Annotated in this window: 26 protein-coding genes; 13 read left to right on the top strand and 13 right to left on the bottom strand. The window is 68.4% G+C overall.

What is annotated here, in order from left to right; translation table 11 throughout:
• The first annotated feature begins 1 nt into the window (after position 1).
• The 3 genes from PGN37_RS14650 to PGN37_RS14640 are packed head-to-tail and all read left to right on the top strand — an operon-like array spanning position 2 to position 3,553.
• Complete coding sequence (locus PGN37_RS14650; protein WP_335331750.1) at positions 2–1,036, top strand: enoyl-CoA hydratase/isomerase family protein; 1,035 nt, start codon at positions 2–4, stop codon at positions 1,034–1,036.
• 26 nt (positions 1,037–1,062) lie between these two features.
• Positions 1,063–1,839 (top strand): enoyl-CoA hydratase, encoded by a 777-nt coding sequence (locus tag PGN37_RS14645; protein WP_335331749.1) that lies wholly within the window; start codon positions 1,063–1,065, stop codon positions 1,837–1,839.
• A gap of 22 nt (positions 1,840–1,861) precedes the next feature.
• Entirely contained in the window at positions 1,862–3,553 is a 1,692-nt protein-coding gene (locus PGN37_RS14640) for an alpha/beta hydrolase (RefSeq protein WP_335331748.1), read from the top strand.
• Between the two features lie 5 nt (positions 3,554–3,558).
• Here the strand turns inward: PGN37_RS14640 and PGN37_RS14635 are convergent, their stop codons facing one another.
• Positions 3,559–3,930, bottom strand: a complete 372-nt coding sequence (locus PGN37_RS14635) for a rhodanese-like domain-containing protein (RefSeq protein WP_335331747.1) — start codon at positions 3,928–3,930, stop codon at positions 3,559–3,561.
• A 1-nt stretch (position 3,931) separates the two neighbouring features.
• Positions 3,932–4,450: a cysteine dioxygenase gene (locus tag PGN37_RS14630; RefSeq protein ID WP_335331746.1), complete on the bottom strand. Its 519-nt coding sequence runs from the start codon at positions 4,448–4,450 to the stop codon at positions 3,932–3,934.
• A gap of 177 nt (positions 4,451–4,627) precedes the next feature.
• Here PGN37_RS14630 and PGN37_RS14625 point away from each other — a divergent pair, with 177 nt between their 5' ends.
• The gene (locus tag PGN37_RS14625) at positions 4,628–5,083 is read left to right on the top strand and encodes a lipoprotein LpqV (RefSeq protein WP_335331745.1); all 456 of its coding nucleotides are present in this window, start codon (positions 4,628–4,630) and stop codon (positions 5,081–5,083) included.
• Here the strand turns inward: PGN37_RS14625 and PGN37_RS14620 are convergent.
• The gene (locus PGN37_RS14620) at positions 5,080–5,445 is read right to left on the bottom strand and encodes a VOC family protein (RefSeq protein WP_335331744.1); all 366 of its coding nucleotides are present in this window, start codon (positions 5,443–5,445) and stop codon (positions 5,080–5,082) included. The genes PGN37_RS14625 and PGN37_RS14620 overlap by 4 nt on opposite strands.
• A gap of 51 nt (positions 5,446–5,496) precedes the next feature.
• On the opposite strand from PGN37_RS14620, the gene PGN37_RS14615 reads away from it, so the two are divergent.
• Positions 5,497–6,474, top strand: a complete 978-nt coding sequence (locus PGN37_RS14615; RefSeq protein ID WP_335331743.1) for a patatin-like phospholipase family protein — start codon at positions 5,497–5,499, stop codon at positions 6,472–6,474.
• A gap of 5 nt (positions 6,475–6,479) precedes the next feature.
• On the opposite strand, the gene PGN37_RS14610 is transcribed toward PGN37_RS14615, so the two are convergent.
• The 3 genes from PGN37_RS14610 to PGN37_RS14600 are packed head-to-tail and all read right to left on the bottom strand — an operon-like array spanning position 6,480 to position 9,245.
• Positions 6,480–7,337 (bottom strand): patatin-like phospholipase family protein, encoded by an 858-nt coding sequence (locus tag PGN37_RS14610; protein WP_335331742.1) that lies wholly within the window; start codon positions 7,335–7,337, stop codon positions 6,480–6,482.
• A gap of 9 nt (positions 7,338–7,346) precedes the next feature.
• On the bottom strand, positions 7,347–8,198 hold the full coding sequence (locus tag PGN37_RS14605) for a class II glutamine amidotransferase (protein WP_335331741.1): 852 nt from the start codon (positions 8,196–8,198) through the stop codon (positions 7,347–7,349).
• Positions 8,199–9,245 carry an NAD(P)H-dependent amine dehydrogenase family protein gene (locus tag PGN37_RS14600; RefSeq protein WP_335331740.1) on the bottom strand — a complete coding sequence of 349 codons (1,047 nt, stop codon included), beginning with the start codon at positions 9,243–9,245 and terminating at the stop codon, positions 8,199–8,201.
• 88 nt (positions 9,246–9,333) lie between these two features.
• On the opposite strand from PGN37_RS14600, the gene PGN37_RS14595 reads away from it, so the two are divergent.
• On the top strand, positions 9,334–10,521 hold the full coding sequence (locus PGN37_RS14595) for a lipid-transfer protein (RefSeq protein ID WP_335331739.1): 1,188 nt from the start codon (positions 9,334–9,336) through the stop codon (positions 10,519–10,521).
• A 64-nt stretch (positions 10,522–10,585) separates the two neighbouring features.
• Here the strand turns inward: PGN37_RS14595 and PGN37_RS14590 are convergent, their stop codons facing one another.
• On the bottom strand, positions 10,586–11,968 hold the full coding sequence (locus PGN37_RS14590) for a cation:dicarboxylate symporter family transporter (protein WP_335331738.1): 1,383 nt from the start codon (positions 11,966–11,968) through the stop codon (positions 10,586–10,588).
• A gap of 113 nt (positions 11,969–12,081) precedes the next feature.
• Here PGN37_RS14590 and PGN37_RS14585 point away from each other — a divergent pair, with 113 nt between their 5' ends.
• Together PGN37_RS14585 and PGN37_RS14580 are read left to right on the top strand one after the other, a co-directional pair.
• Entirely contained in the window at positions 12,082–13,641 is a 1,560-nt protein-coding gene (locus PGN37_RS14585; RefSeq protein ID WP_335331737.1) for a sensor histidine kinase, read from the top strand.
• Positions 13,638–14,330: a response regulator gene (locus PGN37_RS14580; protein ID WP_335331736.1), complete on the top strand. Its 693-nt coding sequence runs from the start codon at positions 13,638–13,640 to the stop codon at positions 14,328–14,330. Before PGN37_RS14585 ends, PGN37_RS14580 begins: the two co-directional genes overlap by 4 nt.
• A gap of 7 nt (positions 14,331–14,337) precedes the next feature.
• Here the strand turns inward: PGN37_RS14580 and PGN37_RS14575 are convergent, their stop codons facing one another.
• The 4 genes from PGN37_RS14575 to PGN37_RS14560 all read right to left on the bottom strand — a co-directional run bounded on the left by PGN37_RS14575 (position 14,338) and on the right by PGN37_RS14560 (position 16,959).
• A complete protein-coding gene (locus tag PGN37_RS14575) occupies positions 14,338–15,345 on the bottom strand; it encodes a YVTN family beta-propeller repeat protein (protein WP_335331735.1) in 1,008 nt (335 codons plus the stop codon).
• A 493-nt stretch (positions 15,346–15,838) separates the two neighbouring features.
• Positions 15,839–16,129, bottom strand: coding sequence for an STAS domain-containing protein (locus tag PGN37_RS14570; protein WP_335331734.1), 291 nt, complete (start codon positions 16,127–16,129; stop codon positions 15,839–15,841).
• Between the two features lie 145 nt (positions 16,130–16,274).
• Positions 16,275–16,511: a microaggregate-binding protein 1 gene (gene mbp1, locus PGN37_RS14565; RefSeq protein WP_335331733.1), complete on the bottom strand. Its 237-nt coding sequence runs from the start codon at positions 16,509–16,511 to the stop codon at positions 16,275–16,277.
• Positions 16,512–16,620: 109 nt separating this feature from the next.
• On the bottom strand, positions 16,621–16,959 hold the full coding sequence (locus PGN37_RS14560; protein ID WP_335331732.1) for an STAS domain-containing protein: 339 nt from the start codon (positions 16,957–16,959) through the stop codon (positions 16,621–16,623).
• A gap of 311 nt (positions 16,960–17,270) precedes the next feature.
• Between PGN37_RS14560 and PGN37_RS14555 the strand changes: the two genes are divergently transcribed.
• From PGN37_RS14555 to PGN37_RS14535, 5 genes are all read left to right on the top strand, one after another.
• On the top strand, positions 17,271–18,422 hold the full coding sequence (locus tag PGN37_RS14555; protein ID WP_335331731.1) for a PP2C family protein-serine/threonine phosphatase: 1,152 nt from the start codon (positions 17,271–17,273) through the stop codon (positions 18,420–18,422).
• Positions 18,410–19,420: a cobalamin B12-binding domain-containing protein gene (locus PGN37_RS14550; RefSeq protein ID WP_335331730.1), complete on the top strand. Its 1,011-nt coding sequence runs from the start codon at positions 18,410–18,412 to the stop codon at positions 19,418–19,420. The genes PGN37_RS14555 and PGN37_RS14550 overlap by 13 nt, the downstream gene beginning before the upstream one ends.
• 112 nt (positions 19,421–19,532) lie before the next feature.
• Complete coding sequence (locus tag PGN37_RS14545; protein ID WP_335331729.1) at positions 19,533–19,856, top strand: hypothetical protein; 324 nt, start codon at positions 19,533–19,535, stop codon at positions 19,854–19,856.
• Positions 19,857–20,016: 160 nt separating this feature from the next.
• Positions 20,017–20,319 (top strand): hypothetical protein, encoded by a 303-nt coding sequence (locus tag PGN37_RS14540; RefSeq protein WP_335331728.1) that lies wholly within the window; start codon positions 20,017–20,019, stop codon positions 20,317–20,319.
• Positions 20,320–20,418: 99 nt separating this feature from the next.
• Positions 20,419–20,667 carry a hypothetical protein gene (locus PGN37_RS14535; protein ID WP_335331727.1) on the top strand — a complete coding sequence of 83 codons (249 nt, stop codon included), beginning with the start codon at positions 20,419–20,421 and terminating at the stop codon, positions 20,665–20,667.
• Here PGN37_RS14535 and PGN37_RS14530 read toward each other — a convergent pair.
• Together PGN37_RS14530 and PGN37_RS14525 are read right to left on the bottom strand one after the other, a co-directional pair.
• A complete protein-coding gene (locus PGN37_RS14530) occupies positions 20,664–21,392 on the bottom strand; it encodes a TMEM165/GDT1 family protein (protein WP_335331796.1) in 729 nt (242 codons plus the stop codon). The two genes, PGN37_RS14535 and PGN37_RS14530, sit on opposite strands and share 4 nt — an antisense overlap.
• Positions 21,393–21,699: 307 nt before the next feature.
• A complete protein-coding gene (locus PGN37_RS14525; protein WP_335331726.1) occupies positions 21,700–22,527 on the bottom strand; it encodes a GNAT family N-acetyltransferase in 828 nt (275 codons plus the stop codon).
• Positions 22,528–22,568 lie beyond the last annotated feature (41 nt).

Here is a 22,568-nt window from a genome sequence, read left to right as displayed (position 1 = left end):
CGTGGACGGAAGCGAGGATCTCCTAGTAACGGTGCGCGACGGAGTCGGGCACCTGACCCTCAACCGGCCCAAGGCGATCAACTCGCTGACCCACCCGATGGTCACCGAGATCTCGGCGGCCCTGACGGCGTGGGAGCACGACGACGACGTCCGCGCGGTCGTCGTGTCCGGGGCCGGCGAGCGCGGTCTGTGCGCCGGCGGTGACATCGTCGCGATCTTCCACAGCGCCAAGGCCGGCGGCGCCGAGGCCCGTCGGTTCTGGTTCGACGAATACCTCCTCAATGCCTACATCGGCCGCTACCCCAAGCCGTATGTCGCACTGATGGACGGCATTACGATGGGCGGCGGCGTGGGCATCAGCGCGCACGGCGACGTCCGCGTGGTCACCGACACCACCAAGATGGCCATGCCGGAGGTGGGCATCGGCTTCGTGCCCGACGTCGGCGGCACCCGCATCCTGGCCGGCGCGCCCGGCCTGCTCGGCGTCCACGCGGCGTTGACAGGAGCGCCGTTCCGCGGGGCCGACGCGATCGCCATGGGTTTCGCCGATCACTACGTGCCTCACGCCGATCTCGCACAGTTCGTCGCGGCGATCGAGACCGACGGCGTGCACCACGCAGTCAGCGCCCATGCCCAGGAACCGCCGCCCAGCGAAGTGGCGACCCATGGTGAGTGGATCGATCGCTGCTACGCGGGTGAGTCTGTTGCCGAGATCCTCGATGCCCTGCGAAACGAGGGGGACCCCGCCGCCACGGAGGCCGCCGAGCTGATCAGCTCGCGTTCCCCCATCGCGCTGTCCGTGACACTGGAAGCCGTGCGGCGTGCCCGATCGCTGACGACGCTGGAAGACGTTCTGCGCCAAGAGTTCCGGGTGTCCTGCGCGGCGCTGCGCTCCCATGATCTGGTCGAGGGCATCCGGGCGCAGGTCATCGACAAGGACCGCAACCCCCAGTGGTCCCCTGCGACGCTGGACGCGGTCACCGAGGCCGACGTGGCCGCCTACTTCGCCCCCGCCGAGCCCGACCTGTCGTTCTAGACCACCGACACGCACCAGGAGCGATCATGACCGACTACGAGACCATCCTCGTCACCCGCGAGGGCCGCGTCGCCACCATCACGCTGAACCGGCCGAAGGCGCTCAACGCCCTCAACAGCCAGGTGATGAGCGACGTCACCTCCGCTGCAGCCGAATTGGACGCCGATCCTGGTATCGGCGCGATCGTGCTCACCGGTAACGAGAAGGCATTCGCCGCCGGCGCGGACATCAAGGAGATGGCGAATCTGTCTTTCGCCGAGGTGTTTTCGTCGGATTTCTTCGCCGCTTGGGGCAGGTTCGCAGCGACACGCACACCGACGATCGCCGCGGTCGCCGGGTATGCGCTCGGCGGTGGCTGCGAGCTGGCGATGATGTGCGACATCCTGATCGCCGCGGACTCAGCGAAATTCGGTCAGCCCGAGATCAAGCTGGGCGTGCTGCCGGGCATGGGTGGATCGCAGCGGCTGACCCGGGCCATCGGGAAGGCCAAGGCGATGGACCTGATCCTGACCGGCCGCACCATGGACGCCGAGGAGGCCGAACGAGCGGGCCTGGTGTCGCGCGTGGTCCCGGCCGACGCCCTGCTCGAGGAAGCCTCTGCCACCGCGGCCACGATCGCCGGCATGTCTCTCTCGGCTGCCCGGATGGCCAAGGAGGCGGTCAACCGCGCCTTCGAGTCCACGCTCGCCGAGGGCCTGCTCTACGAGCGGCGACTGTTCCACTCCGCGTTCGCCACCGAAGATCAGAGCGAGGGCATGGCCGCGTTCACCGAGAAGCGTTCGCCGAACTTCTCCCACCGCTGACACGCGCCGCTACCATGCCTTCGTGACCGCCACCGCCGCTCCGCCGACGGCCGAGCCGCCCGCCGAGGCAGCCCGCAAACCGTGGTGGGTGCGCCACTACACGTTCACCGGTACCGCGGTCGGTCTCGTGTTGCTGTGGCTGTCGCTGACGCCGTCCCTGCTTCCGCGCGGTCCCCTGTTTCAGGGGCTGGTGAGCGGCGGTGCCGGCGCCTTCGGATACCTGCTCGGCGTGTTCTCGGTGTGGCTGGTGCGCTACATGCGGTCCAAAGAATCGAGCCCGCCGGCTCCCCGCCGCGCCTGGCTGATCCTCGTCGTCGTGGGTGCGGTCGGCATGGTCTTGGCGATCGTCTGGTTCCACGAATGGCAGGACGATGTCAGGGATCTGATGGGCGTGCCGCGGCTGACGTTCTGGGATTATCCGCTGGCCGCGGTGATCTCGGTGGTCACGCTGTTCGCGTTCGTGGAGATCGGCCAACTCGTCGGCCGGTTCGTCCGCTACCTGGTTCGTCAGCTCGATCGTGTTGCACCGCCGCGGGTTTCGGCGGTCATCGTGGTGACGTTGCTGCTGGCGCTGACGATTGCGCTACTGAACGGCATCGTCGTGCGGTTCGCGATGAGCACGATCAACAGCACGTTCGCGGCGGTCAACGACGAGACCGATCCCGACAACCCGGCGCCTGAGACACCGCTGCGCTCCGGCGGTCCGGGATCGCTGGTCAGTTGGGAGTCGCTCGGCCACCAGGGGCGCATGTTCGTCGGCGGTGCGCCGTCGGTCTCCGAACTCAGCGCATTCAACGAGCGGCCGGCCGTCGAGCCGATCCGCGCCTATGCGGGCCTCAATTCGGCGGTCGGGATCAAGGCCACCGCGGCGCTGGCGGCGCGCGAACTGCAGCGTACCGGTGGCCTCGAGCGCGCGGTCGTGGCGGTGGCCACGACGACGGGCACGGGCTGGATCAACAACGCCGAGGCAACGGCTCTGGAGTACATGTACAACGGCGACACCGCGATCGTGTCGATGCAGTACTCGTTCCTGCCGAGCTGGTTGTCGTTTCTCGTCGATAAGGAGAACGCGCGGCAAGCGGGCCAGGCGCTGTTCGAGGCCGTCGACGAGCTGGTCCGCGCGATGCCCGAGGCGCAGCGGCCCAAGCTCGTGGTGTTCGGCGAGAGCCTCGGCTCTTTCGGAGGCGAGGCACCGTTCCTGGCGTTGAACAATTTGATCGCCCGCACCGACGGCGCGTTGTTCAGCGGCCCGACGTTCAACAACACGATCTGGACCGATCTGACGATCAATCGCGATCCCGGTTCCCCGCAATGGCTGCCGATCTACGACAAGGGCGAGAACGTGCGGTTCGTCGCCGAGCCCCGCGATCTGCAGAGACCGCACGATCCGTGGGGTCAGCCACGCGTGGTCTACCTCCAGCACGCATCGGATCCGATCGCCTGGTGGAATCCGGATCTGCTGTTCGCCAAACCGGATTGGTTGCGGGAGCCGCGCGGCTACGACGTCTCCCCCGACATGCAGTGGATTCCGGTCGTGACGTTCCTGCAGGTGTCGGCCGACATGGCGGTGGCGGTCGACGTGCCTGACGGGCACGGCCACGTGTACGTGCGCAACGTCGCCGACGCGTGGGCCTCGATCCTGTTGCCGCCCGGGTGGTCTGCGGCGAAGACGGAGAAGTTGCGACCGCTGCTGCGCAGCGGCGAGAGCAGCTGACCCGGCTAGTAGACCAGCACGCCCTTGAGCGCGTGGTATCCGCCGACCACGTCGGTGGCGCGGTGCAGGCCGATCTCCTGCAGCGCCGCGGCGGCGAGGCTCGAGGTGTAGCCCTCCGAGCACAGGATCACCCATTCGACGTCGTCGTCGACGGCCTGCGGTATGCGGGCATCACTGGTGGGGTCGAGCCGCCACTCGAGCACGTTGCGCTCGATGATCAGCGCGGTGGGCACTTCGCCCTCGATGGCACGCTGGGCGGCGGGTCGGATGTCGACCAGGATGGCTCCGCGCCGCAGCGCGACCGGTAGCTCGTCTGCGGTCAGTCGGTTGATCTTCGTGCGGGCGTTCTCCAACACCACGTCGATACGGCTTCCCATGTCACTTACCTTCCGGCTGGTCGGTCAATTCGGTCCGTTTGCGTCGCAACGTGTTTCGTTCGGACACTTCGTAGTAGGACATCGCGGTGAGCGGCGGCGAGTAGGCGTGCACGCTCAGCGTCGGCACCGAGATAGGGGATGCCACCGTGACGCTCTCGCGAGCCCACACCACGTCGTGCACCCACCCCAGCGGGAACGCGGCCTGATCGCCCGCCTCGAGCCGACGATGGCGCAGATTCTTTCCGTCCCAACGCGTTTCCCTCAGCGCCCCGGACAGAACCGTGAGCGCACCGAGAGAGCCGCCGTGGTCGTGCAGTTCGGTGGCATGGTCGGGCACCCAGCTGATGAGCCAGACGTCGAGCTCGTCGTCGCCGTGCAACCGGGTGTACCACCGCTCACTCGTGGGCGGTCCGCCGACCGGCAGGATGTCGTCGTAGCGGCCGCCGAGGACGTCGGCGGCGTAGCTGTCGGTGGCGTGCAGCAGGTCGGCTGGGCGCAGCCGGGTAGGCGCGAGAACCATGGGAGATCTCCAGGGAGGGAACGGATGGTTGGGGGGTCGGGGTCAGGCCCGACAACACTCCCGAGTCATTCCGTTGCGCACGTCCCCACTGTGGCACGAGACCCCGCGCTTCGCCAGGTCCGGGAATTAATCTCACCGTGAATCTGGAATTGCGCACGTCGCGTCTACATTGGCGGAATGGTCCCTTCTGCTGCCCGGGTCGCTGTCGTCGTCGCGGTGGGCGCCCTCGCCGCGGCGGGTTGCTCGTCGAATCCCAGCCCGTCGAACACCACCGCGGCGACGCCCACCACCGAGACGTCCTCGTCCACTGAGGCGGGCGCGGCCCCCACGACCAGCGAATCGCTGGCTCCGAACGCCGTGGAGGTCTCACCGGGTGGGGTGACGACCAAGGTGGGTGCGCCCGCGGAATCGACCGAGGATGACTACTTCCAGAACTGCCGGGCTGCGCGCACCTACATGGACACCCGCGGCGGGGACCCGAAGGCGCAGATCGAGCCGTACCTGAAGATGCTGCAGGGCGCGCCGACGGTGGGGTCGGGCGAGTTCGACAAGAGCTGGACGCAGCTGTCGGCCGGCCAGCAGTCCGCGATCATCGTCGCGGTCGAGTCGGCCGCCGACGCGCTGTGCGGCTAGTCGTTCCAGACGAAACAGAACGTGTGGCCCGCTGGGTCGCGGTACACCCGGAACTGATCCTCGTCGACGTCTTGCACCCACGTCGCGCCCAGCCTGAGCACCTCCGCCTGAGCCGTCTCGAGCTGATCCTCGGAGATCATCACGTCGAAGTGGATCTGTTGCGAGGCGTGCGGGTCGGGGAATTGCGGCGGCTGGTGCTCGGGCGACAGCTGGAACGCCAGCCGTCGTCCGTCCGGACCGGTGACCACCACCCAGTCCGCGTCCTCCTGGGTGATGTCGCCGCCGAGGACCTCGGCCCAGAAGCGCGCCAGCAGGAGTGGGTCGGGGCAGTCGACGACGACTGAACGCAGTGTTCCGATCATGAGGGACAGGGTTGCCCGCCGCGTCCTGGTCATGCAAGCGAGAATGGGCGGATGCGGGTCGCATTGGCGTTGGGCAGCGGAGGCGCCCGCGGATACGCCCACATCGGGGTGATCAACGAACTGCACGAGCGGGGCCACGAGATCGTCGGCATCGCGGGGTCGTCGATGGGTGCCCTGGTGGGCGGACTGGAGGCTGCGGGCCGGCTCGACCAGTACACGACGTGGGCGGGGTCGTTGACCCAGCGTGCGGTGTTGCGCCTGCTCGACCCGTCGATCACGTCGGCGGGTGTGCTGCGGGCCGAGAAGATCCTCGACGCGGTCCGGGAGATCCTGGGCGAGGTGACGATCGAGGACCTCCCGATTCCGTACACCTCGGTGGCCACCGATCTGATCACGGGCAAGTCGGTGTGGATGCAGCGCGGTCCGGTCGACGACGCGATCCGCGCGTCGATCGCGATCCCGGGCGTCATCACCCCGCACGTGCTCGACGGCCGGCTGCTCGCCGACGGCGGAATCCTCGATCCGCTGCCGATGGCCCCGATCGCCGCTGTCGCCGCCGACGTCACGATCGCGGTGAGCCTCTCCGGAGACGATCCCGAGGCGCACCGCCGCGACCGGGAACCCCGGCAGGCCACCGGAGACTGGCTGAACCGGATGTGGCGCAGTTCGTCGTCGCTGCTGGACTCCAAGGCCGCACGGTCATTGCTGGACACCCCGACGGGGCGGGCGGTGCTGGGCCGCTTCGTCGTCGGTGACGACGAGCCGGTGGAGACTCCCAGCGAACCGGTGATGCCGGTGGTGCCGAGGCTGGGCGGCTTCGAGGTGATGAACCGTGTCATCGACATCGCGCAGGCGGCGTTGGCCCGGCATACGCTGGCCGCGTATCCGCCCGACCTGTTGATCGAGGTGCCGCGCACGGTGTGCCGAAGCCTGGACTTCCATCGCGCCAACGAGGTGATCGACATCGGCCAGGAGCTGGCCAGCGCCGCGCTCGACACGCTCGAGGCGACTGTCGCGTCAGAGCCCTAGCAGCTTCAGAGCCCTAGGAATTGGGCGACGCGGGCCGCTTCGCGGCGCCCCTGGGCGCGGCCGGCCTGTGCCGAGGGCAGTCGACAGGCCGGGTCGAGAGGGTTGGGGCCGAACGCCTCCAGCGCGTCGGCGTCGGCGAAGACGGCCACCGTGGCGCCGGGGAAGGCCGCGATCTCGTCGGCCGTGCCGGTTCCCCACGGCGACGGCGCGTCCGGGGCGGACGGCACGAGGACGACGGCGGTGCCGCAGTCGGAGACGGCCGACATGTTCACCGAGCTGCCGACGCCGCCGTCCATGTAGCGCCGATCGGCGACAGTGACCGGCGGCCAGGCGCCGGGCACTGCGCAACTGGCCGCCACCGCGTCGACCAGCTCGATGCCGGAGCTGCGATCGAACACCACGAGTTCGCCTGTCGCGATGTCGATTCCGGTGATCCTGAGATCGCGCGACGGCCAGTCGTGCGTTGGCAGCCGGTGGGCGATCACTGCGCGGCGCACTGCCTCGTCGACGGTGTCGGTGTCTGCGGCGACGGCGCCGATCTTCTGCAACTTTTGCTGCTTGGTGGTCCCGGGGGTCATGACGGCGTCCAGGAACAGCGCGGTGATGCCGTCGACGGAGACCCCAGGGTGGATCTCGTGCGAGGTGTCCGACAGCTGACGGGCGAACAACTCGTCCAGCGGCAGCCCGCTGGACAGCTGCGCGGCTACCGTCGACCCCGCCGAGGTCCCCAGCAGCACGTCGGACGCCAGCAGAGCCTGGGCCACGGCGGGCGCCTCGTCGGCGATACCGCGCAGAACACCGGTCTCCCAGGCGATTCCGGCGAGTCCGCCGCCGGCGAGCACGAGAGCGTGGGGCTTGGTCACCCCTCTTCTCTACCGGACGATCTGACTGGCCGCCGCGACGGGGTTCAGATCGGCGACGGTCAGGCGGTACCGGGGCGGGTCGAAGACGCCGGTCGTCGAGGTGAGGTCCAACCCGGGGCCGACGTGTACCAGTTCGCCGTCGCCGAGGGGCCGCCACGCGGGGTCGTCGTCCATCCGTTCGGTTGCGAACACCACCGACGGACCGTCGCCGGCACGGGCATTGATCCTGCTGCTGCGCATCTCGAAGCGGGCGTGCTCGGCCGGCGTGCGGCGGTCGAGCACGAACAGATCGTGGGTGTCCGGGTAGCGCAGCGCCCACATTTGCGTCGCGGTGCAGAGCAGGATGTTGATCGCGAACACCCCGACGTGGGCGCCCAGCCAGCTCACGGCGTCGATCAGGCCGGCGGTGACGTCGCCGCCGTGGGCCCGTGTCGCGCCGGTGATGAGTGCGAACACTCTCTCCGAATCCGTCTGTCCCACAACCAGATCAGCGGTGCCGAGCTCGGCCAGCCGCGCGTCGAGCGCGTCCAGGTCGGTGACGACGCCGTTGTGGGCGAACAACCGTCCGTCCTGGACGAAGGGGTGGGTGTTCGTCAGGTCGGGCGCGCCCGTGGAGGCGTATCGGACGTGCGCGAGGACCGTCGAGGCGACGATGTCGCCGGCCTCCCGGGCGAACGCCGCGTCCTGCCACGCGGCCAGGGGCTGCTTGTCCACCACCGGTTGACCGGCCGCATCGAAGTACCCCAGGCCGGTGCCGTCGGGATTGCGGCGGCTCTGCTCGGCGAGGCTGTCGGGGGCATCGAGCAGCCAGAACGTCGCCGGGACAGGCGCGCCGGCATGCATCCCGAACAGACGGCACATCTACAGGTGGGGTGCGGCCTTGCCGCTGATCAGGGGGAGATTCAAGTAGGTGGCGATGCCCGGCGGCGCAGCGCAGACCGCGGGCACCGAGTTCACGCAGTGGGCGGCCGTACCGACCACGCCGTATTCGGGGCCCTCCCCGCCGATGTCGGACTGGAACCCCGTCACCGACACGGTGAAGTCGGGGTTGCCGCGCACCTCCATCTCGTAGCGCTGCCCGGCCGGGCCGAAGGTCCAGGCGGGGTCGAGGTGCTCCTCCCCCATCAGCCAGTTCACCGTCACCCGGACCACGGGTTCACCGTCGACCAATGCCTCCCAATGGAATTTGCGCCCCGCCACCTGCCCCGGCTCGATCGGACCCATCGGCGAGTCGATGGTGGCCGTGGCCACGGCGATCTCCTGCGTGGCCCGCACTCGCGGATCAGCGTGAAAACCCAACTGGTCCACACACATTCGGACGGCCTGGATGAAGCCGGCGTCCAGCATCTTCTGCATCGGCCCGGTCAGCGCCTTGTCCGGCGTCTCGCCGAAGCCCATCACGTGGCGCAGCACGTCGGGCGCCTCGTAGGTGCGCAGATCGGAGAACTCCTCGGCGCGCACGAAGGTCACTCCCGTCGACATCGCCGAGAGCATCAGCGGAAACTTCTCGCTGATACCGCCGGGCGCGATGCCGGTGCCGTGCAACGTCGCGTTGCCCTCCAGCGCCGCCTCGCGCAGGGGCGCGCCGCTGCGCTCGCTGGGATACAGCCAGCCGACCGGGGTGACGACGTTCTTGCCGGCGCGCAGCAGTGCGATCACTTCGTCCGGGTTGGCGATCAGAGGGGCGTAGATGACCGCGTCGGCGTCCATCGCGAGGATCTCGTCGATGCTGTCGGTGGCGGTGACCCCGAGCGGGGCCTCACCGATCAGGTCGCCGACGTCGCGACCGGCCTTGGCGGACGAATGGACCCAGCATCCGGCCAGTTCCAGTTCGGGGTGCTCGAGCACGCCCTTGATGGCGGCCACGCCGACCCCGCCGGTCGCCCACTGCACGACGCGCAACGCCATGTCGACTCCTCGTGAAATTGGAACGTGTTCTACTCAGATGTACACCAGCGCCCGGCGGGCCGGTCGCGATTGGCGAAGGGATCAGCACATGAAGCGAGTGTTCGTCGTGGGCGTCGGGATGACGAAGTTCGAGAAGCCAGGGAGGCGCGAGGGTTGGGACTATCCCGACATGGCGCGCGAGTCCGGCACCAAGGCGCTCGCCGATGCGGGTGTCGAGTACACCGAGATCGAGCAGGGCTACGTCGGGTATTGCTCGGGTGACTCGACCTCGGGGCAGCGGGCGCTCTACGAGCTGGGAATGACGGGCATCCCGATCGTCAACGTCAACAACAACTGCTCGACCGGCTCGACGGCGCTCTACCTGGCCGCGCAGTCCATCCGCGGCGGGCTCGCCGACTGCGTGCTGGCGCTGGGTTTCGAGAAGATGCAGCCGGGCTCGCTCGGCGGTGGCGCCGATGATCGCGAGTCACCGCTGAAGCGACACATCCTGGCGCTCAATGACGTCGATGCGATGCAGTTCCCGGTGGCGCCGTGGATGTTCGGCGCCGCGGGCCGCGAGCACATGAAGAAGTACGGCACCACCGCCGAGCACTTCGCGAAGATCGGCCACAAGAACCACAAGCACTCGGTGAACAACCCTTACGCGCAATTCCAGGACGAGTACAGCCTCGAGGACATCCTGGGCGCGAAGATGATCTCCGACCCGCTGACGAAGCTGCAGTGCTCGCCGACCTCGGACGGCTCGGCGGCCGTGGTGCTGGCCAGCGAGGAGTACGTGGACTCCCACGGTCTGGCGGGCCGCGCGGTCGAGATCGTCGGGCAGGCGATGACCACCGACTTCGCGTCGACGTTCGACGGCAGTGCGGCCAACATCATCGGCTACGACATGAACGTCCAGGCCGCGCAGAAGGTCTACGACCAGTCCGGGCTCGGCCCGCAGGACTTCCAGGTGATCGAGCTGCACGACTGCTTCTCGGCCAATGAGCTGCTGCTCTACGAGGCCCTCGGCCTGTGCGGCCCGGGCGAGGCGCCGGCGTTGATCGATGACGGCGACACCACCTACGGCGGGCGCTGGGTGGTCAATCCGTCGGGCGGGCTGATCTCGAAGGGGCATCCACTGGGCGCGACGGGCTTGGCCCAGTGCAGCGAGCTGACCTGGCAGTTGCGCGGCGATGCCGACAAGCGGCAGGTCGACGGTGTGACGGCGGCGCTGCAGCACAACATCGGGCTGGGCGGCGCGGCCGTCGTGACGGCCTACCAGCGCGCCGACCGCTGACATAGGGAACGGACATGAAAAGACCCGGCCGGGAAGCACCGGCCGGGTCTTTCCTCCTCGCGTCCTACACCGCGGCAGGGACCTTCTCCTGTTGCGGCTCCTGAACGCGTGAGCCGTGTCCGTCGTCGACCATTGTCAGCTCATCGAACGGATCTCGCCCGGCGAGCACGTTGTCGACCTTGGTCTTGTCGATCGTGCGGGTCCAGGAGCCGACCAGCAGCGTGGCGACCGCGTTGCCCGAGAAGTTGGTCAGCGCGCGGGCTTCGGACATGAACCGGTCGATGCCGACGATCAGGCCGACGCCGTCGAGCAGGTCGGGGCGGTGCGCCTGCAGGCCGCCGGCCAGCGTCGCCAGCCCCGCACCCGTCACGCCGGCCGCGCCCTTTGAGGCGACGATCATGAACACCAGCAGGCCGATCTGCTCGGGGACCGACAGCGGGTCGCCCAACGCACCGGCGATGAACAGCGACGCCATGGTCAGGTAGATCGCGGTCCCGTCGAGGTTGAACGAGTAGCCGGTGGGCACGACCACGCCGACGGTCGAGCGGTCCACACCGAGGTGCTCCATCTTGGCGATGAGGCGGGGCAGCGCCGACTCGGACGACGAGGTCGACACGATCAGCAGGTACTCGCGGGCCAGGTAGCGCACCAGCTTGAAGATCGAGATCCCGGAGACCACCCGCAGCAGGGAGCCGAGGATGCCGAAGACGAAGATCGCGCAGGTGATGTAGAAGCCGAGCATCAGGGTGAGCAGCTGGCCGACCGCGGACCAGCCGGTCTGGCCGACGACGTTGGCGATGGCGCCGAAGGCGCCGATCGGGGCCAGCCACAGGATCATGCTCAGGACCTTGAAGACCAGCTTCTGCAGGTGCTCGACACCGCGCAGGATGGGCTCACCGGTGGAGCCGAGGGCCTGCACGGCGAAGCCGACCAGCAGCGCGATGAACAGGGCCTGCAGCACGCTGCCTTCGGTGAGCGCGGAGAACATCGAGGTGGGAATGATGCCCTGGACGAAGTCCATCAGCCCGCCGGCCTCGTGCGCCTTGTCGGCGAGTTCGGCGCCCTTGGCGGCCGTGGTCGAGCTGACGTTCAGGCCGGCGCCCGGGTGCAGCAGGTTGCCGACGACCAGACCGATCGCGAGTGCGAAGGTCGACATCGCCAGGAAGTAGACGAACGCGAGCCCGCCGACCTTGCCGACGGTGGCGGCTTTGCGGACCGAGCCGATGCCCAGCACGATCGTGCAGAAGATGACCGGCGCGATCATCATCTTGATCAGCGCGACGAACATCGTGCCGAGCACGCCGAGGCTCTTGCCGACCTCCGGGGCGAGGATGCCGACGCCGACGCCTGCGACCACCGCGACGATGACCGCGATGTAGAGCCAGTGGGTGCGGTCGCGCTTTTTGGGCGCTTCCGGTGCGGGGGGCCGGTCGACGGTGGTGGTCATGGGGTTCCTCCGAACTCAGGTGACGATGTGGTCTGAAAGGATGGTCAGCCACGGCGTGAGCCAGGTCACGCTTAAGTTCATTTCGTTCACGCGGCGGGAGGTTGCGCACCACGATGCGACGGTTCCGGGCGGCCTGGCCGCGATCGCTGGCCGGCCAGGCGATCGCGTTGCAGGTGCTGGTGATCGCGCTGATCGTGGCGGCGGGCAGCGTTCTCGCGCTGATCGATGCACGGCAGGACGGCGACGCCTCAGCCCGCGACCAGGTCGTCGGGATCGCCACCTCTCTCGCCGATGCCCCGTCGACGGCGGCGGCGATCGAGTCGGGCCGCGCCACCGAGGTCCTGCAGCCGATGACCGAGCTGGTACGCACCCACACCGACATCGCGTTCATCACGATCATGGCCCCCGACCGGACTCGGTTCACCCACACCGACCCGACTCAGATCGGCGGCAGGTATCTGGGCACGATCGAGCCTGCGCTGCAGGGCGAGACGTTCACCGAGACCTACACCGGGACGCTGGGACCGTCGATCCGTGCGGTCGCGCCGGTGCGCGACGGGTCGGGCCGGATCGTCGGACTGGTCGCCGCCGGCATCCTGCAGAAGAGCCTGGCGCAGCGGTGGCGCTCGCAGTGGCCGGTGATCGCCGCGGTGGGCGCCGGTGCGCTCGCCGTGGCTCTGGTCGGGGTCTGGGGCATCCGGCGCCGGTTGCTGCGGCAGACCCACGGTCTGCGGCCCGAGGAGCTGCGGGTGATGTACGACCATCACGACGCGATCCTGCACTCCGTGTCGGAGGGCCTCATCGTGCTCGACGGCAACGGCGTGGCGGTGGTCAACGACGAGGCGCGGCGGCTGTTGTCCTTGCCCGCGGGCGCCGTGGACAGAGCGGACCTGCCTGAATTCCTGCAGTCCTTCGCGCCCGGCGCACGGGACGAGGTCCACGTCACCGACGACCGCGTGCTCGTGGTCAACCGCTCTCCGGTGGCGTCGGCCGGCCGGTCCTCGGAGGTGGTGACGATCCGCGATCGCACCGAATTGCAGGGCGCGCTGGGCGAATTGAATTCTCTGAAGGTGCTCACCGATTCGCTGCGCGCGAAGGCTCACGAGGCAGCCAACACCCTGCACACCATCGTCACGATGGTGGAGATGGGGCGCGCCGACGAGGCGGTCCGATTCGCCACCGCCGAGTTGGAACTGTCCCAGCATCTCGTCGATCGCCTGTCGGGCGCGGTCGCCGAACCGGCGTTGGTGGCGCTGTTGCTCGGCAAGACAGCCCAGGCCGATGAACGCGGGATCGAGTTGACCGTCACCGAGGACACCCATTTACCCGCCGGTGACGGGCATCCGCTGACGGGCTCGGAGATGGTGACGGTGTTGGGCAACCTGATCGACAACGCGATGGACGCCTGCGACAGGGCCGATCCGTGGGTGGAGGTCACGGTCAACCAGAGCGAGGAACGGTTGCTGATCCGGGTGGCCGACAGCGGAGAAGGCATGGACGCCAGAACTTTTGACAAGGCGATGCGACGCGGTTACTCCACCAAGACGGGCAGCGACGCCGAACAGCACGGCCTCGGGCTCGCGTTGGTGGCCCAGGTGGTCAAGCGGCACGGCGGCTCGCTGCGCGCAGACGTGACCTACGGCTCGGTGGTCACCGTGGAGGTCAGCGCGTGATCAAGGTTCTGATCGTCGAGGACGAGCCGTTGATAGCCGAGGCACATCAGGCGTATCTCGGTCGCCTGCAGGGTTTTACGGTTGCGGCGGTGGCGCATACCGCCCGCGACGCGATGCGCGCGGCCTCGGAGGCGGCGGCCGACGGCGCGGCGATCGATCTGGTGTTGCTCGACATCGGCCTGCCCGACGCGAACGGCATCGCCCTCGCATCGGCGCTGTCGGGTCTGCGCCCCGCGCCTGACATCATCACGATCACCTCGGAACGCGACTTGGAGATGGTGCGGGCCGCGGTCGGCCACGGAGCGTTGGCATACCTGCTGAAACCGTTCACGTTCGCGGCGTTCCGCGATCGCCTCGAGCGGTATGCGCGGTATCGCCAAGCACTTCCGGCCGGCACCGATGCCGCCAGCCAGGCCGAGGTCGACCGCGCTCTGTCCGAGCTGCGGATCGGCCCCGACAGAGCCGCCGCACCAAAGGGCATCGCCCCGGGGACGAACGACGAGATCGCCCGCGCTGTACGCGATTCCGGCGACGCCGGTGTCACCGCGGACGCCGTCGCCAAGCAGATAGGAGTGTCACGGGTGACGGCGTGGCGCTACCTCGAGCGGCTCGCCGACGAGGGGACCGTGCGCCGCGAGACCGATTACGGGAAGGCGGGCCGACCGAAGACCCGGTATCAGTGGCGCTGAGCGGAACTCAGACGGTGACCGGCCGGCGGATGCGCGGCGGGGTCAGCGCGAACGGCTCCGTCGCGAGGAACTGCGAGTAGAGCATGCCGAGCGTCGACTCGACCGCATGCACGGTCACATCCCCGGCGTAGTCCGCGAGGAACAGCTCGCCGCCGTTGGCACTGTGCGCCACGCATGACGGGCGGGCCGGCGCCGTCAGGGCGTCGACGACCTCGAGCCGCATCGTGCACATGACGTGGACGCGGTCGTAGTCGACGACGTAGACGCGCGCCTCGTCGCGGCTGAGTGACAGCTGGGTGGGCGCTCCGCCGACGACGACCGTGTCGGCGACACGGGCGGTGGCCAGGTCGATGACGTGCACGGCGCCGCCGACTTCGCGATCGGACGTCAGCGCGTACACCGTGTCGGCCGCGCAGGCCAGATCGCGCAGCGGCGACCCGACCGGCACGACCCGCTGCACGCGCGTCGTCTCGGCGTTCACGATGATCAGCTGGCTGCCGCGCTCGTCGGTGACGGCGACCAGGAGTCGTTGCCCGCGGGGATCGAGCGCCAAGGCATCGATGTTGGCTGCCGGGCCCTGCCCGATGTCGATGGTGCCGGCGCGCTCGGCGGTCACGTCGATGACGGTCACCTCGACGCGCTCACCGGTCGCACGACCGGCGTAGAGCCGCTTGCCGTCGGGTCCGACCGCCAGCGCGGTGATGCCGGACGCGACCGGGAACGTCGCCGTCACGGCGGCCGTCTCCGCGTCGATGACCATCACCTTGTCCTGGTGAGCGGACGTCACGCTGACGTAGGCGCGGTCGTCACTGACCACGACACCGGTCGGCTCGCCACCGAGGCGCACGACGGCACGCTCCTCCAGCGTGTGGGGGTCGAGCAAGGTGAGGGTGTCGCTGGTCGGGTTCGCGACAGCGACCGCACGGGGTCCGGCGGCGAGGTCGCCGATCGGTCCGCGTCCCGTCGTCAGACGACGCGCGCCGTCGGTGTCGCGCACGACTGCGGTGCCATTCACAACCGACACGTCGGTCGCAGGGGTCTCGTCGTGCGCAGGAGCGTGCTTTCGCATCGCCTTCAACAGGGGCATCGCAGAAGGCATCGCAAATTTGGCCATCGAAGTCTCACCTCCCCCGGGACAACGTCGCCCGGGTCCGATTACGTCTGTCAGCAACCCTCGCGGGCGCGGTCTGGACCGAGTGTATCGGCGAAAAATCAAGGTCAGAGGTGCCAATGGTCACTCGCACCGGCGGCTGACGCGAAATTCTCAAGACATCTTTAGACTTCTCTTGTTTATCGAGTCGTTACCTTGCGATGGCAACGAGCAAACACTCGGTGAACAGCGCGGAACCGCCGATCCGCTACTGGCGTTACCGACTGTGACGAATTCGGCGCACTCAGGTTTCTTAGAGTCCGGGCTGTGAAATGAGCGCCAGATCACACCGTGACACGGCGGCGAAATTGTCGCGTGAGACAGCCGAACGGACGATTCACGTTCGGAGGCGGCGCGCTCAGGCCAGCTCGGCCCCGCGCAAGATTGCGACGTCGGTCCGCGGAATCAGACCCTCGGGGTCGCAGAGCGCCAACACCCGGGTCACAGCGGGACTTCCGACCACGCACCACTCGACGCCCTCGCGGGCGAAATGCGCGCTGAGCGCATACAACGCCGACGCACCGTCGAAAGCCATGAAGTGCACGGCGGTCAGATCGACGACCACCGCGCGTGCGGCACCGGCTGCCTCACGGAGCGTGTGCGCGAAATGTTTGGCGTTGGCGGCGTCCACCTCACCGGCGATCGCCACCGTCGCCTCCCTCGCCCGGCCACGACCGCGCGTCCGAGTCGCAACAGTCAGCTCTGTCGAAGCCACGAAGAAGCTTCGACAGTCTTTTGACCTGCTCCGAATGGACGTGACGGTCATGGCACGGACATCACTGCAGCATGGGCTGTTACTCCGCAGCCTTCTGACGGGCCTCGTTGGCCTTGGCTTCGGCGCGCGCCTTCTCGGCTTCGGCCTCTTTCTGTGCCGCTTCCCGCTGGGCGTCGGCCTTGTCCTGCTGAGCTTCGCCTTCGGCCTGTAGATCGTCGCGGCCGGTCACGACACCGGCGACCTCTTTGGCTTTGCCTTTGATGCCTTCGACGACACCCTTGACGGCTTCTTCGGGACCAGAATTGTTGTCACCCACGGGAGCGCTCCCTCTTCAGTGTTGTGCCCGGATGGATCATCTCCGCTCCGGGGAGCGGCCCGGCCGCTCAGCGATGCGTCTGTTCCCTGGCCCTCGGAACACCAAACATTCAACCAGCGAAGTCGCTCAGCGCGTCGTCCAATGACGAGAACAGTTCGATGTAATCGGTGAGGCCCATGATCGTCAGCGGGCGGCTGGTGGCGGGACCGTCGGCGACGACCGCGAATCGGGTGCTCCCGTCGAGCTGTTTGCGCGTGGTCACCAGCACTTCCATGCCCGCCGTTCCGAGGAAGTCCACCTCGGTCATGTCGAGGATCAGCCCGGTGGGGCGGCGATCGGCCGCCGCACTCATCGCATCCTGGAGCTTGGGCGCAGACAGCATGTCGACAGCACCAACCGCCGCGATCACGACCACGCCGTCGACCTGGTGTTCGCTGAATTGCTGCACGTGCGATGCCTCTTCTCTGTTCGCCCTGCGGGGGGCGATGATGTCATGAGGCTGCAGTCTGAACCTGTTCGACGGGGTGCCGGAACCGACAACCGGCTACAGGTTAACGGAGAGCTAGGACAGGCGGGTGGACCGGATTCGCCGACCTGCGCGTAACGACGTCGGCGGCGACTACCGTGGACCACGTCTGACGTTGGCGAATTCATCGGGCACAGAGCTGCAATCGGAGGTGTTTCGTTCGCACGCGCACTCAACTGGCTGAAGAGGTCGAGCTCGGCCTCGCCGGCTCGTTGCACCCCAGACGTACGGCGATGCGGCTCCTGACGCTGCTCAAACCCGAACTCGCCGACTGGGCCCTGCTGGCGATGCCCGACGCGCGCAGCGGCGGCCTTCTTCTCCAGGGTGGTGAATCGGTGGGGTTCACGGCGACGATCTCGCAGACCGCGATCGCCGGTAGCCGCCTGGACCGGGTGCTGCGCACCGGCAACAGTGACGTCAGCTCCGATGTCGGTGACCCGGCGCTCGCGGAGCTCCTGCCGCACCCCGCCCTGCGCGCCGAGGTCGCCGCGCTGGGAGTGACGCACCTTCTGGCCGTCGGGCTCAACGCGCGCGGCGCCACGTTGGGGTCGCTGCTGCTCGGCCGGCGCGGAGCGTTCGACGCCGAGGACACCGCGTTCGCCGGCCACCTCGCCGCCCGAGCCGCCATCGCGCTCGACTCGGCCCGGCTCTACGAGGAGCGCACCCAGATCGCTACGGTGCTCAGCAGTGCTCTGCGGCCGCCATCGCTGCCCGAGATCGAGCACCTCCACCTGGCCGCGCGCTATCGTCCGGCAGCCGAACACATCGACATCGGCGGCGACTTCTACGACGTACTCGGCGGGGATCGGGACTGGCTCATCACGCTCGGCGACGTCAGCGGCAAGGGCGTCGAAGCGGCCGCGCTGACCGGACGTACTCGGCAGAGCATTCGCACGGCCGCCTACTTCGACCGCAGGCCGGCGATGCTCCTGCGCGCGCTGAACAGCGTGCTGTACGAGACGCGGCCCGAGCAGTTCGTGACGGTGCTCTGCGCCGGCATACACATCGCCGAGTCGGGCTCGCACGTCGACGTGGAGTTGGCCACCGCGGGCCACCAGGCACCCTTGGTGATGCGCGGCGACGGGCACGTGGAACAGCTCGAGGTGTTCGGCACGGCCTGCGGGATGATCCCCGACGTCGAGTACCGGACGATCCAGCTGCGCCTGGAGCGCGGCGACACGATGCTGATGTTCACCGACGGCGTCGACGAGGCGCACGGCGCACAGGGCCTGCTCGGAGTCGAGCGGTTGATCGGACTGCTGCCCGCCTATGCGGGTGCCTCCCCCGATGTGGTGTGTGAGGTGGTCGAACAGCAGGTCATCGAGTACGTCGACGGGCGACCGCATGACGACATCGCGCTACTGGCGGTGACGTGTCCGGGCTGAGTGGGTCCGACCGGGTGCGGCCGTACCGGGAGGCCGTCGCCACGCGCGATGCTGCGGGCGTGCAGTCGGTGATCCGGCACATGCTCGCCGACGGGCTGGACCCGGTGACGGTGCTGACCGACGTGGTCGCCGCGGTGCAGCGCGACAACGGGGAGCGGTGGCAGCGCGGAGAGTGGACCATCGCCGAGGAACACGCGGCGACCGCGATGGCGGTGGCCGCGACCAAGGCGGTCGGTCGGCACGTCCGGGCGGTGGCGCCGACACGCGGCAGGGTCCTGGTCGCCTGCGCCGAGCGGGAGTGGCATGCGTTGCCCGCGATGATCATCGACTGCACACTGCGCAGCGCCGGGTGGGACAGCATCCTGATGGGCGCGGCCACGTCGCCGGTGCGGTTGAACCAGTATCTGCAGGACTACGGTCCCGAGGCGGTGGCAGTCAGCTGCTCGGTGTTGGGGTCTCTGCCGGCGACGCGACGGTTCATCGAGGCGAGCACCGCCGCGGGAGTACCGATCGTGGTGGGCGGGCCCGCGTTCGGACGCGACGACGTGCGCGCGAAAGCCCTGGGGGCCACCGCGTGGGCGGCCGACGCGCACGGGGCGCTGGCCGCTATCGCGAGCCTGCCCCCGGTGGTCCCGCCCGTCTCGCCGTTGCCGCCCCAGGCCGCGGCCGAGCAGGCCGATCTCGAACACGACCATCGCAGGATCGTCGACGGGCTCGCGTCATCGTGGTCGGTGACCGCGGGCGGCCGCCTCGACACCGCCGACACGGCCATGGCCATCGACGCGCTCAACCAACTGCTGCACGCGGTGTCAGCGGTCTTGCTGACTGGCGACAGCAGACCGGTCCCCGAGACGGTGGCCTGGATCGCCGACGTCGTCACAACGCGGGGACTCGATGCCGCCGTCGTCGACGAACTGGGCGTGATGGCCTCGGCAGCGTTGCGCAGCTACCCGCTGTCGCATGCGATCCTCGACACCCACTTCGCCGACGGCCGCTAAAGCGCCGGATTCCGCGCCCGCCATTCTCTTTCCGGTGACGGTGAACCAAACGGCTGCGGGCACCGTGTCTTCGGATGACACGCTCACAGAGACACCACAGGGAGTTTTCATCATGACCAGAACCATCACCGCCACCCTGATCGCCGGGGGTGCGATGCTGGCGATGGCCGCTACGGCCCAGGCCGCCCCCGGCACAGACGGCGGCTCCGGCGGCGGCTCCGGCGGCAACGCCGTGGCGACCATCAACCAGCTCAAGGCCTCCGGCGCCGACGTCCGGGTCAACCGCGTCGGCAGCGCCCCGCTGGACGAGTGTGTAGTCACCAACGTGAACACGTTCTCGCGTCCGGCGCAGATCATTCCGATCGACGACGACGACATCACCGTCTTCACGAGGTTCCCGAAGCCGAAGGTGACGGTCACGTTGAACTGCTCGTGATGCAGCAAGACGGACTGAATCATCCTGTGTCCGTTCGGTGTCGGAGTCGTGACCGAAAACAAAGCGCACACCTAGGCAGGACATAGAGCGCTCCAACACCGGCGACTTAACGTCATCGCCCGTATGGCTGTCCGGCCATGCAGGACGAACGGAGAGACACATGACCTTCACCCGTACGCTGAGCGCCTCGGTGATCGCCGGGACATTGGCGTTGACTGGCGTTGCACTCGGCGGATCAGGTATCGCCGGTGCGCAACCCGGCGGGCCGTGCGATCGCCCCGGCGCATCGCCCTGCCAGCCGGGACCGGCGGCGCCGAACAACGATTGGCAGCGTCGGGGCATCGACCAGGGACGCCAGGACCACCAGCCCTTCCAGTACCAGGGCCAGCAGGTTCACCCGTTGCCTGCCGGAAACGGCGACGGATGGGGATTCTGGTTCCTCGGCAGGTGGATTCGGCTGTAGGACCGAGCATTCGCGAGCGGTGCGGCCGGCGAGAACTGGCCGCACCGCTCGCGCGCGCCTCCCGGAAAACCCTCGACCCCCACTTTAGCCTTGGGGGCCGTGACCACCTTGCTGGAACCGTCGTTGGCGGACCTGGATTTCGACCCCGACATCCTGTGCACATGCCGACGTTTCTGCGGCCCGCTGGCGCACCCGGCGCAGTGGTGGGTCACCCTGTCGTGCGGATGCCCCTACCCGATGTGCCGGCGCGCTCTGCGAATCGCCAACGTGCGATTGAACGTTCGGCCGCTGACGTGCCGGCTGTGCGAGACGGAGCAGATCGCGATCCGGTCGGTGGCACCGATCTAGTCCCGGGCAGCGTCCACGGGCAATGCCTCGGCGGGCAGCTGGGGCGCGGGCCGCAGGACCGCCGGGCGCAGGCGTTCCGGCAGGGCTCGTAGAAGGAGACCCACGGCAGCGACGACCGCGACCGCGATTCCGATGCCGACCATCGCGGGCAGACTCGGACGCAAATTGTCGACCACCATGAAGATGCCGAACACCCCGAACAACGCCGCGGCGACCACCTGGATCAGCCGTTCGGGCAGGTGCTTTCCGGCCACCGCGCCCACCAGGATGGCCAGCGCGTCGGCGGCGACCATTCCGATGGTGGAGCCGATCCACACGCCGAGCCAGTTGTTGTCGGCGGCGAGCGTGATGGTGGCGAGCATCGTCTTGTCGCCGAGTTCGGCCAGCATGAACGCCGAGGTCACGACGAAGAACGCGGGCGCGGTGGCGCGTTGGGCTCGAGAGGCCTCCTGGTCGGTGAGCGAATCGCCGCGCAGCGTCCAGAGGCCGAAGAACACGAACATCGCGCCGGCGATGAGGCCGAGGAGATGCGTGGGGAGGGCGGCGCCGAGGTAGTGCCCGATGGCGACCGAGAGCACGTGGACAGCCGTGGTGGCCGCGAGGATCGCCGACAACACCACCCACCACCGGTAGCGCAGGGCGAACATCATCGCCATCAGCTGGCTCTTGTCGCCGAGTTCGGCCACGAAGATCACGGCGAAACTCAGCAGCAGGGCGGCGATCACCGACACACTCCTCTTCTCGTGGCTGTCGGCCGGATCGGGTCACGCCTCCGGCCGGCAACCGAAATACGATGCACGGCCGAAGGTCTCGCCCACCGGACCACAGGTCCGGTTCAGATGACCGGGCTGATGCGCAGGCGCTCAGCCAGTATGTCGACCATCCGATTGGGGGCTACTCCCCTTCGCTTCGGGTAAGGCTACCCTCGGGTCTGATCGAGTGCAACTCAACCGCTTCGAAAGAGACTGTCTCACAGTAAGTTTGAGCGATCGACCGTAATTGTTCGGGTACCCGCATCCAGAAGTGACGGGTCTAGGGCTCGCCGGCGTCGTGCACCAGGATCGCCCGAGTGAACAGGAGATGAAAACCTTTGCGCTGCACGTTCTTCTGCGATAGAGAGCCAGGCGCCGTGGTCACCACCGCGATGTCGCATCCGGCCTCGGACGCAGCACGGAGACGATGCGCCAACAACGCAGCCTGCACGCCGCGGCGCCGGAATTGCGCAGCGGTCGCAGCGCCGGTCAGTTGGGCTACGCCGCCCGCGATGCGCATGCCTGCGCCGCCCGCCACTGTCTCACCGAATGCGGCCAGGTAGCGCACCGCGCCGGCCTGCTCCATGTCGTTCATCGCGTCGGCGATGACAGTTCGGGGAAACTCCTCGTGACTGGGCACGCCTTCGCCGTCCGGGTGCGCGAATCCTTCGACGATCACGTCGACCCAAGCTCGGCTCTGACCTGCGTCGGCGCGCCACACACGCGGTTCTGCGGCGAAGCCGGTTGCGGTCGGTAACGCACACCCCAGCACGTTCTCGAATCCGACGAGCCGATAGCCACGATCACAGAGCATCGGCGCGATACCGGGGTCGGCCACTGTGCACAGCTCCACGGCGACGGCCGATCGGTGGTCGGCGAAGGTTCGCTCGATGTCGTCCAGCACGCCCGCCGCCGGCACGCCCTCGAAGCCGAGCCCCACCACCTTGTTCATCGGGGAGTTCGCATCGGCGTAGCACGCGAGTCCGCCGGCGACGGGCAGGGTCACGCCGGGAGCGCCGCGACGGGCGGCGGCTCGAGTCGCCGCTCCGATGAGATCGACTTCGGCGCGTTCGATGCGCTGGGCCAGCTCGATACCGCAAAACAGCATTGCGCCAGTGTGTGGTGTTTGGCGGCCGAGCGAAAAGAGAA

The sequence above is a fragment of the Mycobacterium kyogaense genome (assembly GCF_036946525.1).
Classification (GTDB): domain Bacteria; phylum Actinomycetota; class Actinomycetes; order Mycobacteriales; family Mycobacteriaceae; genus Mycobacterium; species Mycobacterium kyogaense_A.
The sequence above is the reverse complement of the archived record's forward strand: the minus strand, read 5'-3'. Positions and strand labels throughout refer to the sequence as shown.

What these genes read in the sequence shown, in the direction of transcription:
- PGN37_RS14645 (WP_335331749.1), top strand. Translation starts at nt 1,063, where the DNA reads ATGACCGACTACGAGACCATCCTCGTCACCCGCGAGGGCCGCGTCGCC.
- PGN37_RS14615 (WP_335331743.1), top strand. Translation starts at nt 5,497, where the DNA reads ATGCGGGTCGCATTGGCGTTGGGCAGCGGAGGCGCCCGCGGATACGCC.
- PGN37_RS14590 (WP_335331738.1), bottom strand. Translation starts at nt 11,968, where the DNA reads ATGACCACCACCGTCGACCGGCCCCCCGCACCGGAAGCGCCCAAAAAG.
- PGN37_RS14540 (WP_335331728.1), top strand. Translation starts at nt 20,017, where the DNA reads ATGACCTTCACCCGTACGCTGAGCGCCTCGGTGATCGCCGGGACATTG.
- PGN37_RS14595 (WP_335331739.1), top strand. Translation starts at nt 9,334, where the DNA reads ATGAAGCGAGTGTTCGTCGTGGGCGTCGGGATGACGAAGTTCGAGAAG.
- PGN37_RS14545 (WP_335331729.1), top strand. Translation starts at nt 19,533, where the DNA reads ATGACCAGAACCATCACCGCCACCCTGATCGCCGGGGGTGCGATGCTG.
- PGN37_RS14635 (WP_335331747.1), bottom strand. Translation starts at nt 3,930, where the DNA reads ATGGGAAGCCGTATCGACGTGGTGTTGGAGAACGCCCGCACGAAGATC.
- PGN37_RS14600 (WP_335331740.1), bottom strand. Translation starts at nt 9,245, where the DNA reads ATGGCGTTGCGCGTCGTGCAGTGGGCGACCGGCGGGGTCGGCGTGGCC.
- PGN37_RS14585 (WP_335331737.1), top strand. Translation starts at nt 12,082, where the DNA reads ATGCGACGGTTCCGGGCGGCCTGGCCGCGATCGCTGGCCGGCCAGGCG.
- PGN37_RS14555 (WP_335331731.1), top strand. Translation starts at nt 17,271, where the DNA reads ATGCGGCTCCTGACGCTGCTCAAACCCGAACTCGCCGACTGGGCCCTG.
- PGN37_RS14625 (WP_335331745.1), top strand. Translation starts at nt 4,628, where the DNA reads ATGGTCCCTTCTGCTGCCCGGGTCGCTGTCGTCGTCGCGGTGGGCGCC.
- PGN37_RS14525 (WP_335331726.1), bottom strand. Translation starts at nt 22,527, where the DNA reads ATGCTGTTTTGCGGTATCGAGCTGGCCCAGCGCATCGAACGCGCCGAA.
- PGN37_RS14605 (WP_335331741.1), bottom strand. Translation starts at nt 8,198, where the DNA reads ATGTGCCGTCTGTTCGGGATGCATGCCGGCGCGCCTGTCCCGGCGACG.
- PGN37_RS14620 (WP_335331744.1), bottom strand. Translation starts at nt 5,445, where the DNA reads ATGATCGGAACACTGCGTTCAGTCGTCGTCGACTGCCCCGACCCACTC.
- PGN37_RS14630 (WP_335331746.1), bottom strand. Translation starts at nt 4,450, where the DNA reads ATGGTTCTCGCGCCTACCCGGCTGCGCCCAGCCGACCTGCTGCACGCC.